The organism is Propionivibrio pelophilus DSM 12018 (assembly GCF_059569095.1).
In genome coordinates this window covers 1-15,830 of record NZ_JCANUT010000075.1, presented here as the reverse complement: position 1 = coordinate 15,830, position 15,830 = coordinate 1, and the positions used below count along the sequence as shown (strand labels likewise).

13 protein-coding genes and 1 tRNA gene are annotated in these 15,830 nt (G+C 56.7%); all 14 read right to left on the bottom strand.

Annotated features, from left to right (window positions below):
- A partial coding sequence (locus BO74_RS19275) for a GTP-binding protein (RefSeq protein WP_017173303.1) occupies nt 1-94 on the bottom strand: 94 nt, incomplete at its 3' end.
- A 24-nt stretch (nt 95-118) separates the two neighbouring features.
- A complete protein-coding gene (gene fusA / locus BO74_RS19270; RefSeq protein WP_496444747.1) occupies nt 119-2,212 on the bottom strand; it encodes an elongation factor G in 2,094 nt (697 codons plus the stop codon).
- 64 nt (nt 2,213-2,276) lie between these two features.
- On the bottom strand, nt 2,277-2,747 hold the full coding sequence (gene rpsG / locus BO74_RS19265) for a 30S ribosomal protein S7 (protein ID WP_496444745.1): 471 nt from the start codon (nt 2,745-2,747) through the stop codon (nt 2,277-2,279).
- 101 nt (nt 2,748-2,848) lie between these two features.
- Nucleotides 2,849-3,226, bottom strand: coding sequence for a 30S ribosomal protein S12 (gene rpsL / locus BO74_RS19260; RefSeq protein WP_496444743.1), 378 nt, complete (start codon nt 3,224-3,226; stop codon nt 2,849-2,851).
- Between the two features lie 161 nt (nt 3,227-3,387).
- Nucleotides 3,388-7,605 (bottom strand): DNA-directed RNA polymerase subunit beta', encoded by a 4,218-nt coding sequence (gene rpoC, locus BO74_RS19255; RefSeq protein WP_496444741.1) that lies wholly within the window; start codon nt 7,603-7,605, stop codon nt 3,388-3,390.
- A gap of 90 nt (nt 7,606-7,695) precedes the next feature.
- On the bottom strand, nt 7,696-11,979 hold the full coding sequence (rpoB, locus tag BO74_RS19250; protein WP_496444739.1) for a DNA-directed RNA polymerase subunit beta: 4,284 nt from the start codon (nt 11,977-11,979) through the stop codon (nt 7,696-7,698).
- 219 nt (nt 11,980-12,198) lie between these two features.
- The gene (rplL, locus tag BO74_RS19245; protein ID WP_496444749.1) at nt 12,199-12,573 is read right to left on the bottom strand and encodes a 50S ribosomal protein L7/L12; all 375 of its coding nucleotides are present in this window, start codon (nt 12,571-12,573) and stop codon (nt 12,199-12,201) included.
- Nucleotides 12,574-12,636: 63 nt separating this feature from the next.
- On the bottom strand, nt 12,637-13,134 hold the full coding sequence (gene rplJ, locus BO74_RS19240; protein ID WP_496444748.1) for a 50S ribosomal protein L10: 498 nt from the start codon (nt 13,132-13,134) through the stop codon (nt 12,637-12,639).
- Nucleotides 13,135-13,395: 261 nt separating this feature from the next.
- Nucleotides 13,396-14,085 (bottom strand): 50S ribosomal protein L1, encoded by a 690-nt coding sequence (rplA, locus tag BO74_RS19235; RefSeq protein WP_496444737.1) that lies wholly within the window; start codon nt 14,083-14,085, stop codon nt 13,396-13,398.
- A 1-nt stretch (nt 14,086) separates the two neighbouring features.
- Nucleotides 14,087-14,518: a 50S ribosomal protein L11 gene (gene rplK, locus BO74_RS19230; RefSeq protein WP_496444735.1), complete on the bottom strand. Its 432-nt coding sequence runs from the start codon at nt 14,516-14,518 to the stop codon at nt 14,087-14,089.
- Between the two features lie 125 nt (nt 14,519-14,643).
- Nucleotides 14,644-15,177 (bottom strand): transcription termination/antitermination protein NusG, encoded by a 534-nt coding sequence (gene nusG, locus BO74_RS19225; RefSeq protein ID WP_496444733.1) that lies wholly within the window; start codon nt 15,175-15,177, stop codon nt 14,644-14,646.
- The gene (gene secE / locus BO74_RS19220; RefSeq protein WP_496444731.1) at nt 15,174-15,527 is read right to left on the bottom strand and encodes a preprotein translocase subunit SecE; all 354 of its coding nucleotides are present in this window, start codon (nt 15,525-15,527) and stop codon (nt 15,174-15,176) included. The genes nusG and secE overlap by 4 nt, the downstream gene beginning before the upstream one ends.
- A 21-nt stretch (nt 15,528-15,548) precedes the next feature.
- A tRNA-Trp gene (locus BO74_RS19215) sits at nt 15,549-15,624 on the bottom strand.
- 56 nt (nt 15,625-15,680) lie between these two features.
- A partial coding sequence (locus BO74_RS19210; protein ID WP_496441505.1) for an EF-Tu C-terminal domain-related protein occupies nt 15,681-15,830 on the bottom strand: 150 nt, incomplete at its 5' end.

Genomic DNA, 15,830 nt, shown 5'->3' with positions numbered 1-15,830 from the left:
TCGCCGCCGTCAGCGTCGTCTTCCCATGGTCAACGTGACCAATCGTGCCAACGTTTACGTGCGGCTTCGTACGCTCAAATTTTGCCTTAGCCATTCAAATATCCTCAAAAATCCAGTCTTATTTCTTGTTGATGACGGCCTCGGCGACGTTTTTCGGCGCCTCGACATAGTGCTTGAATTCCATCGAGTAGGTCGCGCGCCCCTGAGAGAGAGAACGAACCGTCGTGGAATACCCGAACATCTCGGCCAGCGGAACTTCAGCCTTGACCGCCTTGATGTTGCCGGGCAGGTCTTCCATCCCCTGAACGATGCCACGACGGCCGGACAGGTCGCCCATGATGTTGCCCATGTACTCCTCGGGCGTTTCGACCTCAACCGACATCATCGGCTCGAGCAGCGTCGGGGTTGCCTTTCTCATACCTTCCTTGAAGGCCATCGAGGCGGCCATGCGGAAGGCGTTTTCGTTCGAGTCGACATCGTGGTACGAGCCATCGAACAGGGTGAACTTGATATCAACGACCGGGAAGCCAGCGAGAACGCCGCTCTTGATCGCGTCTTGCAAACCCTTGTCGACCGCGGGAATGTACTCGCGCGGAACAGAGCCACCCTTGATCGCATCGACAAACTCGTAGCCCTTGCCGGCTTCGTTCGGCTCGATCTTCAGCCAGACATGGCCGAACTGACCACGCCCGCCGGACTGCTTGACAAACTTGCCTTCCTGCTCGACGGACTTCTTGATGCACTCGCGGTAAGCCACCTGAGGTGCACCGATGTTCGCCTCGACGCCAAACTCGCGCTTCATCCGATCAACGATGATTTCAAGGTGCAATTCGCCCATGCCGGAAATGATCGTCTGCCCCGATTCCTCGTCGCTGCGCACGCGGAAGGACGGATCCTCCTGCGCCAAGCGGCCAAGCGCAATACCCATTTTCTCCTGATCGCTCTTGGTTTTCGGCTCAACGGCAATGTGGATAACCGGCTCGGGGAATTCCATGCGCTCAAGCGTAATCACCGACGCGGGATCGCAGAGGGTCTCGCCGGTTGTGACTTCCTTCAGACCCACGCAAGCAGCAATGTCGCCAGCAAGAACTTCCTTGATTTCTTCGCGGTTGTTGGCGTGCATTTGCAACAAACGACCGATCCGTTCCTTGCGCCCCTTCACGGGGTTATAGATCGTGTCACCGGACTGCAAAGTACCGGAATAGACGCGGATGAAGGTCAGCTGACCGACATACGGGTCGGTCATCAGTTTGAACGCGAGCGCGGAGAACTTGGCATCGTCAGCCGCTTCACGTGAAGCTTCCTGCCCCTTCTCGTCTTCACCGGTAACCGCCGGGATATCTACCGGCGAGGGCAGCAGATCGAGCACAGCGTCAAGCATACGCTGCACGCCCTTGTTCTTGAAAGCGGTACCGCAGAGCATCGGCTGAATTTCACATGCGATAGTACGCGCACGCAAGCCGTTGATAATTTGCTCTTCGGTCAGATCCCCCTCCTCAAGGTAGTGATCCATGAGCTCTTCGGACGACTCGGCAGCCATTTCGACCATGTTGCCGCGCCACTCGTCTGCCTGCGCCTGCAGATCAGCCGGGATATCGAGATAGTCGTACTTCATGCCCTGGCTGGCGTCGTCCCAGATGATCGCCTTCATCTTGATAAGATCGACCACGCCTTGGAAACCGTCTTCCTTGCCGATCGGGATGACGATAGGCACAGGATTCGCCTTGAGACGCGTCTTCATCTGGTCTACGACCTTGAAGAAGTCCGCACCCTGACGGTCCATCTTGTTCACGAAAGCCAGTCGGGGAACACCGTACTTGTTGGCCTGGCGCCAAACCGTTTCGGACTGGGGCTGCACACCACCGACTGCGCAGTAGACCATGCACGCACCATCGAGAACGCGCATCGAGCGTTCCACCTCAATGGTGAAGTCAACGTGCCCCGGGGTATCGATAATGTTGATGCGGTGGTCCGCACGCTTGTTGTCCATCCCCTTCCAGAAACATGTCGTCGCTGCGGAGGTGATGGTGATGCCACGCTCCTGCTCCTGTTCCATCCAGTCCATGGTTGCCGCGCCGTCATGGACTTCGCCAATCTTGTGATTGACACCGGTGTAATAAAGAATGCGCTCAGTCACCGTTGTCTTGCCGGCGTCGATGTGCGCGCTGATACCGATATTACGGTAACGGCTGATAGGAGTTTTGCGTGCCACTTTTTAAGCCTTCACGAATAAAGAACGTTCACCGGCAGCACAACGCTGCCGGCAGTCACAAACATTAGAAACGGAAATGCGCAAATGCCTTGTTCGCATCGGCCATGCGATGCACTTCGTCGCGCTTCTTCACAGCACCGCCACGATTTTCAGCAGCCTCGAGCATCTCAGCAGCAAGACGCTGATCCATAGATTTTTCGGAACGCTTCCGCGCCGATTCACGCAGCCAACGCATGGCCAACGCCATACGACGACTCGGGCGAACCTCAACCGGAACCTGGTAGTTGGCACCACCCACACGGCGGCTCTTGACCTCGACCAGCGGCTTGACGTTATTCATCGCCAGACCAAACACCTCGAGCGGATCCTTGCCATCCTTACCCGCGATGATATCGAACGCACCATACACAATCCGCTCGGCAACGGACTTCTTGCCGCTCATCATGATGGTGTTGATGAATTTAGACACTTCGATATTGCCGAACTTTGGATCCGGGAGAATATCGCGCTTTGGCACTTCGCGACGACGCGGCATAGCGGTACTACCTTTCAAATATTAATTCAGTTGAGGAACCCGACATTTGCCGGCGATTCCACCCGGCAACCCATAAGAGCTGCCACTTACTCAAGCGACGACTAAGCCGCCTTTGGACGCTTGGTCCCGTACTTCGAACGACTCTGCTTACGATCCTTGACCCCCTGCGTATCCAGCGAGCCACGCACGGTGTGGTAACGAACACCCGGCAAGTCCTTGACACGGCCACCACGAATCAGCACAACAGAGTGCTCCTGCAGGTTGTGCCCTTCGCCGCCGATATAGGAAATGACTTCAAAACCATTGGTCAGACGAACCTTGCACACTTTACGCAACGCGGAGTTCGGCTTTTTCGGCGTCGTGGTGTAAACGCGGGTGCACACACCACGCTTCTGCGGACACCCTTCCAGAGCCGGCACCTTGCTCTTGGCACGCACCGCCTCCCGAGGCTTACGGACTAGCTGGTTAATGGTTGGCATATCTTCTTTCCTAAATTTCGCCACCCGCGCAATCGCTACGCGGGTTTTGCGGCAAGCCAAGATGTTGTTTCACACCTTGGCAACATTGTTATAACAAACGCACGCACTGATTAGCGCACGCTGACAAAGACCGGCGATTCTATGAGCAAAAATCAGCCAAGTCAACCGATCTCCTGACCCGACCCGCCCTCTTCCGATACCCCCACTGTTACCGAAGGCTCATTGAAGTCTTGTTGCGCAGCAAGATCGACGCCCGCCGTATTGTCCTTGCGCATCCGGTGATACGCCAAGCCGGTACCGGCAGGAATCAGGCGACCGACGATGACGTTCTCCTTGAGACCGCGCAACTCATCACGCTTGCCCATGATCGCTGCTTCCGTCAACACGCGCGTGGTTTCCTGGAACGAAGCGGCCGAGATGAAGGAGTCAGTCGATAACGACGCCTTGGTAATACCGAGGAGAACCGGTTCGAAGGTGGCGGGGAGCTTCCCTTGGGCGGCCATCTGATCGTTTTCGTCCAGGATATGCGCTTTTTCGACCTGCTCGCCGCGGATGAATTTCGTGTCACCCGGATCGACCACCAGCGCCCGCCTCAGCATCTGTCTAACGATGACTTCGATGTGCTTGTCGTTGATCTTGACGCCCTGAAGACGATAAACGTCCTGCACTTCGTCGGTAATGTAGACCGCCAGTGCCTCCACGCCTTGCAGACGAAGGATATCGTGCGGATCAGGCGCGCCATCGACGATCATTTCACCCTTGTTAACCACCTGACCATCGTGCACCAGCACGTGCTTGTCTTTCGGAATCAGGTATTCGTGTGCCGCACCCTCCATGTCGGTGATGACGAGACGCTGCTTGCCCTTCGTATCCTTGCCGAAGGAGACGGTGCCCGTATACTCCGCAAGCATGCCGGCGTCCTTCGGTGTGCGCGCCTCGAACAGCTCGGCAACCCGCGGCAGACCACCGGTGATGTCCCGCGTCTTCGCGGATTCCTGCGGCAGGCGAGCCAGCACGTCACCCACGGAAATTTCCTGACCGTCGATCACGTTGATGATGGCGCCAACCTGGAAGGTGATCGTCACCGCATGATCGCTACCATGCATCCGCACCTCTTCACCCGCCGGGTCATACAGCTTCACCTGCGGGCGCAGCCCCTTGGTCTGGGCCTTGCCACCGCGTTTCGGATCGATGACGACGAGAGTCGACAGGCCTGTCACTTCGTCGATCTGCTTGGCGACGGTGACGCCTTCCTCCACGTTTTCGAACTTCACCTTGCCGGAGTATTCAGCAATGATCGGTCGGGTATGCGGGTCCCACGTCGCCAACTTGGTGCCAGCCTTGACCTGCTGGCCATCTGCTACCTGAAGCGTTGATCCGTACGGCACCTTGTGCTTCTCACGCTCACGGCCGTTGTCGTCGGTAATAAGGACCTCGCCGGAACGGGTGATGACAATTTTCTCGCCTTTGGCGCTCGTCACATAACGCATGGTCGCAGTGAACCGCACGACACCCGAGCTCTTCGTTTCTACGTGACTTGCGACAGCCGCACGGGAAGCCGCTCCACCGACGTGGAATGTACGCATCGTCAGCTGCGTTCCGGGCTCACCGATCGACTGGGCGGCGATAACGCCCACCGCCTCGCCAACGTTAACCGGAGTCCCCCGCCCAAGGTCACGCCCATAACATTTGGCACAGAGACCATAGCGGGTATCACAGGTCAGCGGCGTACGTACCTTGACTTCATCGACCCCCAATTGATCGATGAGATCGCACAGATCTTCGTCGATCAGGGTGCCGGCTTCAATCGCGGTCTCGTCTGTTTCCGGATTGATAACATCATTAATCGTCACACGCCCCAGAATCCGCTCACGCAACGGTTCGATAACTTCACCGCCCTCGATGAGCGCCTTCATCGTCACACCGTTGTTCGTTCCACAGTTTTCCTCGATCACGACCAGATCCTGCGTGACATCCACCAGACGCCGGGTCAGATAGCCTGAGTTTGCAGTCTTGAGCGCCGTGTCCGCCAAGCCCTTCCGCGCGCCGTGCGTAGAGATGAAGTATTGAAGAACGTTCAGCCCTTCGCGGAAGTTTGTCGTAATCGGTGTTTCGATAATCGAGCCGTCCGGTTTCGCCATGAGGCCGCGCATCCCGGCCAACTGACGAATCTGTGCCGCAGAACCCCGGGCGCCTGAGTCGGCCATCATGTAAATGGAATTGAACGATTCCTGCTTGACTGTTTTTCCGTGACGGTCGACGACTTCCTCCTGACCCAACTGCTCCATCATGACCTTGGCGACCTGGTCGCCAGTGCGTCCCCAGATATCGACCACCTTGTTGTAGCGTTCGCCGTTGGTGACCAAACCATTGGTGTATTGGCTCTCGATCTCTTTGACCTCCTTCTCGGAAGCCGCAATGATTTCGCTCTTCTGCGCTGGGACCAGCATGTCGTCCGAACAAATCGAGATCCCCGCCCTTGTCGCCAAGCGATAGCCGTTCTGCATCAGCTTGTCGGCAAAAATGACGGTCTCCTTCAGGCCACAGCGGCGGAAGGATGCATTGATCAGCCTCGAAATCTCTTTCTTCTTCAGCGGCTTGTCCAGAACACTGAACGGCAGCCCCTTCGGCAAGATCTCGGACAGCAGCGCCCGGCCGGCGGTTGTCTGATACCGGGTGATTTTCTCGACCCAATTGCCTTCGGCGTTCTTTTCGTATTCACGGATACGTGCCGAGATCTTCGCGTGCAACTCCAATTCACCGGCCTGCAAGGCTCGGGTGATCTCCGCCAGATCCAGGAAGGCCATGCCTTCCCCCTTGGCGTTGATACGCTCGCGGGTGGCGTAGTAGAGACCGAGCACGATGTCTTGCGACGGGACGATGATCGGGTCCCCGTTCGCCGGAGAAAGGACATTGTTCGACGCCAGCATCAATGTCCGCGCTTCCATCTGCGCCTCAAGGGACAGAGGCACGTGCACAGCCATCTGGTCGCCGTCAAAGTCGGCGTTGAAGGCCGCGCAAACGAGCGGATGCAACTGAATCGCCTTACCTTCGATCAGCGTCGGCTCGAACGCCTGAATACCCAGGCGGTGGAGCGTTGGCGCGCGGTTCAGCATGATCGGATGTTCGCGAATGACTTCTTCAAGAATGTCCCAGACCACCGGCTCCTGCGTCTCGACCATTTTCTTGGCCTGCTTGATCGTGGTGGCCAACCCCATGATCTCGAGACGGTTGAAGATGAACGGCTTGAACAATTCGAGCGCCATCAGTTTCGGCAAGCCGCACTGATGCAACTTCAGTTGCGGGCCGACCACGATAACCGAACGGCCAGAGTAGTCCACGCGTTTGCCAAGCAGGTTCTGACGGAAACGCCCACCCTTGCCCTTGATCATGTCGGCCAGCGACTTCAGCGGGCGCTTGTTCGCGCCGGTCATCGCCTTGCCACGCCGTCCGTTGTCCAGCAGCGAATCAACCGCTTCCTGCAGCATGCGCTTCTCGTTGCGCACGATAATTTCAGGCGCCTTGAGTTCAAGGAGGCGCTTCAAGCGGTTGTTCCGGTTGATGACGCGACGATAGAGATCGTTGAGATCGGACGTAGCGAAACGGCCACCATCCAGCGGCACCAACGGACGCAGATCCGGCGGAAGCACCGGCAGCACTTCGAGAATCATCCACTCGGGCTTGATTCCCGACTTTTGGAAGCCCTCGAGGATCTTCAACCGCTTAGAGTACTTCTTGCTCTTGGTCTCCGACGAGGTCGTTTCAAGCTCGGAACGGAGCAGATCCACTTCACTGTTCAGATCCAGTGAACGCAGCAATTCGCCGATACCTTCGGCCCCCATTGCTGCGTAGAAGTCGTCACCGTATTCCTCAACCTTGGCCAGATAGTCGTCTTCCGTGAGAAGCTGACCGCGATTCAACGGCGTCATCCCGGGATCACAGACAACGAACGCCTCGAAATAGAGCACGCGCTCGATATCGCGCAAGGTCATATCAAGGACCATGCCGAGCCGGCTCGGCAGGCTCTTGAGGAACCAGATGTGCGCTACGGGCGAGGCGAGTTCAATGTGCGCCATCCGCTCGCGACGCACCTTCGAAAGCGTCACTTCGACGCCGCACTTCTCGCAAATCACACCGCGATGCTTAAGACGCTTGTACTTCCCGCACAGGCACTCGTAATCCTTGATCGGTCCGAAGATCTTGGCACAGAACAAGCCATCACGCTCCGGCTTGAAGGTGCGATAGTTGATTGTTTCCGGCTTTTTGACTTCGCCGTACGACCAGGACCGGATCTTGTCTGGTGAAGCCAAACCGATGGTAATCGCATCGAACTGTTCTTCCTGCGTTACCTGTTTAAACAAATCAAGCAGTGCTTTCATTCTTACGCTCCGTTTGGGGAGAACCCAATTTCTTCAGCCCCGGTTGGTCACCGGGGCAATTGTGACCGTGCAACTCTGTCCGTTCAATAATCAATAGCGATCGAGATCGATATCAATCGCCAGAGAACGAATTTCCTTGACCAGAACATTGAAGGACTCCGGCATTCCGGCGTCGATCTTGTGATCACCCTTGACGATATTCTCGTAGACCTTGGTACGCCCGTTCACGTCGTCGGACTTGACTGTCAGCATTTCCTGCAGGACATAGGAAGCGCCGTAAGCTTCAAGAGCCCAGACTTCCATCTCACCAAAGCGCTGCCCGCCGAACTGTGCCTTGCCGCCCAGCGGTTGCTGCGTTACGAGCGAGTAGGGTCCGGTAGAGCGCGCGTGCATCTTGTCGTCGACAAGGTGGTGCAGCTTCAGCATATGCATGTAGCCGACAGTTACCTGGCGCTCGAATGGATCCCCGGTACGGCCGTCGAACAGTGTCATCTGGCCGGACTCTGGCATTCCCGCAAGACGGAGCATTTCCTTGATTTCATTTTCCTTGGCGCCATCGAAGACTGGCGTCGCAAACGGCACACCGGCCTCAAGGTTCCCCGCCATTTCAAGGATCTCTCCATCAGTGAGTTCCTCAAGATTCTCGGGACGCCCGTTGGTGTTGTAGACCTTGTCGAGGAATTCACGCAACTCTTTGGCGTTTGCCTGCCGACGCATCATGTCGCCGATTCTGAAACCCAGCCCCTTCGCCGCCAGGCCAAGATGGACTTCCAGCACCTGCCCCACGTTCATCCGTGAAGGAACCCCCAACGGATTCAGGACGATATCGACCGAACGCCCATCGGCCATGTACGGCATGTCCTCGACAGGAACGATGCGCGAGACAACGCCCTTGTTTCCGTGCCGGCCGGCCATCTTGTCGCCCGACTGAAGGCGCCGCTTCACGGCCACGTACACCTTGACCATCTTCTGCACGCCAGGCGGCAATTCATCGCCTTGCGTCAGTTTCTTGCGCTTTTCCTCAAAGGCAAGATCGAAGTCTTTGCGCGTCTGTTCGAGGCTTTCACGCAGAGATTCCAGTTGATGAGCGACCTCTTCGTCGGCCATGCGGATATCGAACCAGTGATGGGAGTCGATACCGTCGAGGTATTCGCGGGAAATTTCGGTACCCTTGGCCAGCCGCTTCGGACCGCCATTGGCAACCTTGCCGACGATCAACCGCTCGACACGAGCGAAGGCATCCCGCTCGACGATGCGCAGTTGATCGGCCAAATCGAGCTTGTAACCACGCAGGTGGTCATCAATGATCGACTGCGCGCGCTTGTCACGTTCGATACCTTCACGCGTAAACACCTGAACGTCGATGACCGTGCCCGCGATACCGGACGGAACGCGCAGCGACGTATCTTTCACGTCCGAGGCTTTTTCGCCGAAAATTGCCCGAAGCAGTTTCTCTTCGGGGGTAAGTTGCGTTTCGCCCTTGGGGGTAACCTTGCCTACAAGCACGTCGCCAGCTTCGACCTCGGCACCGATATACACGATCCCCGACTCATCAAGACGGGAGAGCTGGGCCTCACCCAGCGATGCGATATCGCGGGTAATTTCCTCAGGCCCGAGCTTCGTGTCGCGAGCAACAACGGTCAGCTCCTCGATGTGGATCGAAGTAAAGCGATCCTCCGCAACCACCCGTTCGGAAATCAGAATCGAGTCTTCGAAGTTGTAGCCGTTCCACGGCATGAACGCGATCAGCATGTTCTGGCCGAGCGCCAGTTCACCCTTGTCAGTCGACGCCCCGTCGGCAACCACGTCACCTTTGGCGATGACATCCCCCATGCGAACCAACGGCCGTTGATTGATGTTCGTGTTCTGGTTCGAGCGGGTGTATTTGACCAAGTTGTAAATATCGACGCCCACTTCGCCCGGAACCGTTTCGTCGTCGTTGACACGGACCACAACGCGCGACGCGTCAACGTAGTCGACCTTCCCGCCACGCAGAGCCTGAACAGCTGTACCGGAGTCGACGGCAACAGTACGTTCGATGCCGGTACCAACGACGGGCTTTTCCGGCCGCAGACACGGAACGGCCTGCCGCTGCATGTTGGCCCCCATCAGCGCCCGGTTCGCATCGTCATGCTCCAAGAAGGGAATCAGCGAAGCTGCGACCGAGACGATCTGCCCCGGCGCCACGTCCATGTACTGTACGCGTGACGGCTCCGCGAGAATTGTTTCACCCTTTTCGCGACAGGTCACCAAATCGTCAGTCAACTGCCCGTCGTCGCCAAGAGCAGCGTTTGCCTGAGCAACGATATAGTTACCTTCCTCGATCGCGGAGAGATATTCGATCTGATCCGTCACCTTGCAATCGACGACCTTGCGGTAGGCCGTTTCGAGGAAGCCATACTCGTTCGTGCGCGCGAACAACGCCAGCGAGTTGATCAAACCGATGTTCGGGCCTTCCGGCGTCTCGATCGGGCAAACACGACCGTAGTGCGTTGGATGCACGTCACGCACCTCGAACCCGGCACGCTCGCGGGTCAGACCGCCCGGGCCGAGTGCCGAAACACGACGCTTGTGCGTAATTTCAGACAGCGGATTGGTCTGATCCATGAATTGCGAGAGCTGGCTGGAGCCGAAAAACTCCTTGACAGCGGCGCTGATCGGCTTCGCGTTGATCAGGTCGTGCGGCATGAGGTTGTCGGATTCAGCCTGCGACAAACGCTCTTTGACAGCACGTTCAACGCGCACGAGACCAGCCCGGAACTGATTTTCGGCCAGTTCGCCGACGGAACGCACCCGGCGATTGCCCAAGTGGTCGATATCATCGATATCGCCGCGTCCGTTACGCAGATCAACCAGGATCTTGATGACTTCGACGATGTCACGCGGAGAGAGTGTCAGCTGTTCGCGAACTTCGCAGACCGCGCCGAGGCCTTTCAACTGCGCGCAAAGGGCATTGGCGTCCGCCTCGAGCATATTTTCGGCGACGGCACGAGCGCCATAGACCAACTCGCCCAACAGTTGCGAGACAGCCTCAGACCCACACCCCACAGCATCGGCAACAGCGTTCACGATAGCTTCGCGCTTGGCCGGAACCTGCTTTACCGAAACCTTGTACTCAACCACCTGGTCACGCGAAACGCGCCGGTTAAACTTCATCCGGCCTACCGCTGAGAGATCATAACGCTCGTCGGAATAGAACAGGCCGTTGAAGAGGATCTCCACCGCTTCCTCGGTCGGGGGCTCGCCCGGCCGCATCATCCGGTAAATCGCAACCCTCGCTGCCTGGCGGGAAGCTGTTTCATCTGTGCGCAACGTCTGCGAGATGAAACCACCGCGATCCAGATCGTTGATATACAGCGTAGACATGCTTTCTATTCCGCTCTCGACCAGCTTGGCCAAGAGGGCTTCCGTGATCTCGTCATTGGCATTAGCCAATACTTCGCCAGAACTCTTGTCGACAATGTTCTGCGCGACGATACGCCCGACTACGAAATCCTCCGGAACAGCAATTTTGCGAACACCGGCGGCATCAAGTTCCCTGATGTGCTTGGCAGTGATCCGCTTATCCTTGGCGACAATCACCTTGCCCGAGGCATCGCAAAAGTCGAAGCGTGCCACTTCGCCCCGCAGGCGCTCCGGCACCAAGTGAAACTCTACCGACTTCTTGCCGATCTCGAAGGTGTCGAAATCGAAGAACTGCCTGAGGATCTCTTCCGAGGACAGTCCGATCGCCTTGAGCAGGGTAGTAACAGGCATCTTGCGCCGGCGGTCGACGCGGAAGAACAGGATGTCCTTCGGGTCAAACTCGAAATCCAGCCACGATCCGCGATAGGGAATCACTCGTGCGGAGAAAAGCAGCTTCCCTGAGCTATGCGTTTTGCCTCGATCGTGCTCGAAGAACACCCCGGGCGAGCGATGCAACTGCGACACGATCACCCGCTCGGTTCCGTTGATGACAAATGAGCCGGTCGTCGTCATGAGCGGGATTTCGCCCATATAAACTTCTTGCTCCTTCACCTCCTTGATCGTATCCGGCGCTTCACGATCCAGAATGACCAGGCGAACCTTGGCACGGAGCGCGGAGGCAAACGTCAGCCCGCGTTGCTGGCACTCCTTTACATCGAATGCCGGCTCCGCCAAGGCGTAGCTGACGAACTCGAGCCGAGCATTTCCGCTGTGGCTGACAATGGGGAATATCGAGGTAAATGCGGCCTGCAAACCTTGATTCTTGCGCTGCGCTGGAGGCACCGCGGCCTGAAGAAAAGCCGTAAATGATTCGAGTTGAGTCGCCAGCAAAAACGGAACGTCGAGCACATTGGCGCGCTTGGCGAAGCTTTTGCGGATACGTTTTTTCTCGGTGTAGGAGTAGGTCATGGTTGCTCCGAGCTCAGAAAGCACAATCCTTTAGCGAGTTTCATCCCTTGGGCTCTCCCAAGGCGTTTCGCGACGGACAAACGAAAACACAGTCGGGGACTACCCAATCAATGCTTTCGTTTGCACATCACAATAAGACAATCCACCATGGCAATTCGGTTTCGGAAAGCACAAAAGGCTGGCTGCCCTAAGACAGCCAGCCTACCGGAATATCCAGTATTACTTGATCTCGACCTTGGCACCAGCGTCCTCAAGCTGCTTCTTGAGAGCCTCAGCGTCCGCCTTGGCGATGCCCTCTTTGACAGCCTTCGGAGCACCATCAACCACATCCTTGGCTTCCTTGAGGCCCAGGCCGGTAGCGGCGCGAACCACCTTAATGACTTCAACCTTCTTGTCGCCGGCGGCGTTCAGCATCACGGTGAATTCGGTCTGCTCTTCAGCAGGCGCAGCGGCAGCACCAGCGGCCGGGCCAGCAACAGCCATGGCGGCTGCGGAAACGCCAAACTTCTCCTCGAAAGCCTTGACCAGATCATTGAGATCCATCACGGTCATGTTGCCAACGGCTTCAAGGATGTCTTCTTTGCTAATTGCCATAATCATGCACTCCTAAAATCGAAAAAATGTCGTTCGTTTCTTTCGCCAGAACAATCATTGTCCTCAGGCGGCGGATTCTTCCCGCTGTTTTGCCAAGGCACCAAGCGCGACAGCAAAGCCCGAAACCGGGGCCTTCATCACACCCAGCAGCTTGGCGAGCAGTTCTTCGCGGCTCGGAATCGAGGCAAGAGCCTGCACGCCGGCTTTATCCATCACTTTCCCGGCGTAGCAGCCTGCCTTCAGAGCCAACTTGTCGTTAGCCTTGGCAAAATCGGCGAGCACCTTGGCCGCTGCAACCGGATCCTGAGAGATACCGTAAATCAGCGGCCCTGACATTTCAGCAGCCAGCCCTTCGAACTGACTACCGGCCACCGCGCGCCGGACCAAGGTATTCTTCAGCACGCGCAGATACACGCCAGACTTCCGCGCCTGAGCACGAAGCTTGGTGAGCTGAGCCACCTCAATTCCCTTGTACTCGGCAACGACGATCGTCTGTGCGGTAGCCACTTGCGCCGAGACCTCGGCAACAACGGCTTTCTTTTCGTCTAGATTGAGACCCATGGGTCCTTTCTCCATTAAGTCGATCACACGCCGGGCAACTTATGCCCGACGCACCCACGGCGACCTGACCCAAGAGTGTCGGTAATGCACGACTAAAACCGATTCCTGTTCGGGATCACCATCTACGCAGGCTGAAACTCACTTAAGCAGAATAACTGACGCTACGCTGCACCTGCGGTCTTTGACGATCTGCCGGGGAATTTCTTCCCCGGCAGCCCAAAGTTTGCAAGAGAGTTCAGGAACTCCCCAAAAACAACCACTTTACAGCGATGTCGAATCGACTCGAACTCCCGGCCCCATGGTGCTGGAGACCGCGATCTTCTTGAGATACTGTCCCTTCGAATTCGCCGGCTTCGCCTTGACCAGAGCGTCGACGAGCGCCTTGAGGTTCTCCTCCAGCTTTGCAACCTCGAAGGAGGCGCGGCCGATCGTGCAATGGATGATCCCGCCCTTGTCGGTGCGGTACTGAACCTGCCCGGCCTTCGCGTTCTTGACAGCGGTGGCAACATCCATGGTCACCGTGCCAACTTTCGGATTTGGCATCAGACCCCGCGGGCCAAGAATCTGACCGAGTTGGCCAACGATCCGCATCGAATCCGGCGTAGCAACAACCACGTCGAAATTCAGATTGCCCGCCTTGATATCCGCAGCCAGGTCGTCAAACCCGACGATATCCGAGCCAGCAGCCTTCGCGGCTTCAGCCTTTTCCCCTTGGGCAAATACAGCAACGCGTACTGTTTTTCCTGTCCCGGCGGGCAAAACCACCGAACCACGCACCAATTGATCCGACTTGCGCGCGTCGATACCGAGACACACAGCCACGTCGATGGACTCATTGAACTTTGCCGTGGCAAATTCCTTGGCCATATTCAGTGCGTCTGCAACCGCGTAGCTTTTGTTACGATCAACCTTGCCTTCGATGGCCTTTTGGCGTTTCGTCATGTTAGCCATTTCAGAGCCCCTCCACGGTAATGCCCATCGAGCGCGCACTTCCTGCGATAGTACGCACCGCCGCATCCATATCAGCCGCTGTCAGATCGGGCATTTTCTGAGTGGCAATAGCCTCACACTGAGCACGGGTGAGCTTACCCACCTTATCGGTATGCGGACGCTGGCTACCCTTCTGAACACCGGCCGCTTTCTTGATCAAGATCGTGGCGGGCGGAGTCTTCATGATGAAGGTGAAGCTCTTGTCCGCATAGGCGGTAATCACCACGGGAATCGGAAGCCCCGGCTCAACGCCTTGGGTCTGCGCGTTAAACGCTTTGCAGAACTCCATGATATTCAGACCGCGCTGACCGAGCGCCGGCCCGATTGGCGGCGAAGGATTGGCCTTCCCCGCCGGCACCTGTAGCTTGATAAAGCCAACAATTTTCTTTGCCACGGCAAATTACTCCAAAAACGGGTGCTAGCGCACGATTTCAGTGCTCCCCGAATAAAAAACACGGCCGACGGCCGCTCCAAACAAGTTGCGCCCGGCCAGTAGCCAGACGCACCAAATTTTACCGATCAGGCCTTCTCTACCTGCCCGAATTCAAGCTCAACGGGGGTCGCCCGTCCGAAAATCGTAACCGAGACGCGCAACCGATTCTTTTCGTAATTCACCTGCTCAACCGAGCCGTGGAAATCAGTAAACGGTCCTTCCTTGACACGAACAATCTCTCCCGGCTCGAACAAAACCTTGGGACGAGGCTTCTCAACACCATCAAGCATCTGCTGCATGATTTTGTCGACTTCCTTTTCGGAAATCGGAGTCGGCTTGTTCGCCGTGCCACCAACAAATCCAGTAACCTTTGGCGTACTTTTTACCAGATGCCAAGATTCGTCATTCATTTCCATTTCCACGAGCACATAGCCCGGGAAAAACTTACGCTCGGAAATGCTTTTTTGCCCCTGCTTCAATTCGACGACTTCTTCAACCGGCACCAGCACACGGCCGAACAAATCCTGCATACCTTGGCGCTGAATACGCTCGACAAGCGCCCTCTGGACGCTTTTTTCAAACCCCGAGTAGGCATGAACCACATACCAGCGCTTGCTCATAACTTTCTCCAACCAAGGACGAGTTCATACAAAACCCACTCGATGCTTTTATCTGCCAGCCAGAGAAAGACAGCCATGACGAGAACAAAGGCAAACACCAACCCGGTCGTTTGCAGCGTTTCCTTTTGAGTCGGCCATACAACCTTTTTAGCCTCAACAACCGCCTCTTTCGAAAAATCGAAAAAGCGCCTACCAGGCTCGGTCTGCCAAGACACCGCAACAGAAACGCCGATTCCGGCAATCACAGCCAGAACCCGCAGGATCATCGCCTGCTCGGAAAGAAGATAAAAGCCGACTATTCCTGCGGCCAGCAAAAGCAGCGCCAACGCAAATTTTATTTTATCGGCCATTTCGTCAGCTTTGATAAGTTGTGGCAGGGGCAGAGGGAATCGAACCCCCAACCTTCGGTTTTGGAGACCGACGCTCTGCCAGTTGAGCTATACCCCTGCGGCAGAGACTAAGAGCACCCCAAAAAAACTTGGAGCACCCTTCGCCATTAACCTTTACTCGATAATTTTTGCGACGACGCCGGCGCCGACGGTACGACCGCCTTCACGGATAGCGAAGCGCAGACCTTCTTCCATCGCGATCGGACAGATCAGCTTGACCGTCATCTGCACGTTGTCGCCCGGCATGACCATTTCGGTACCTTC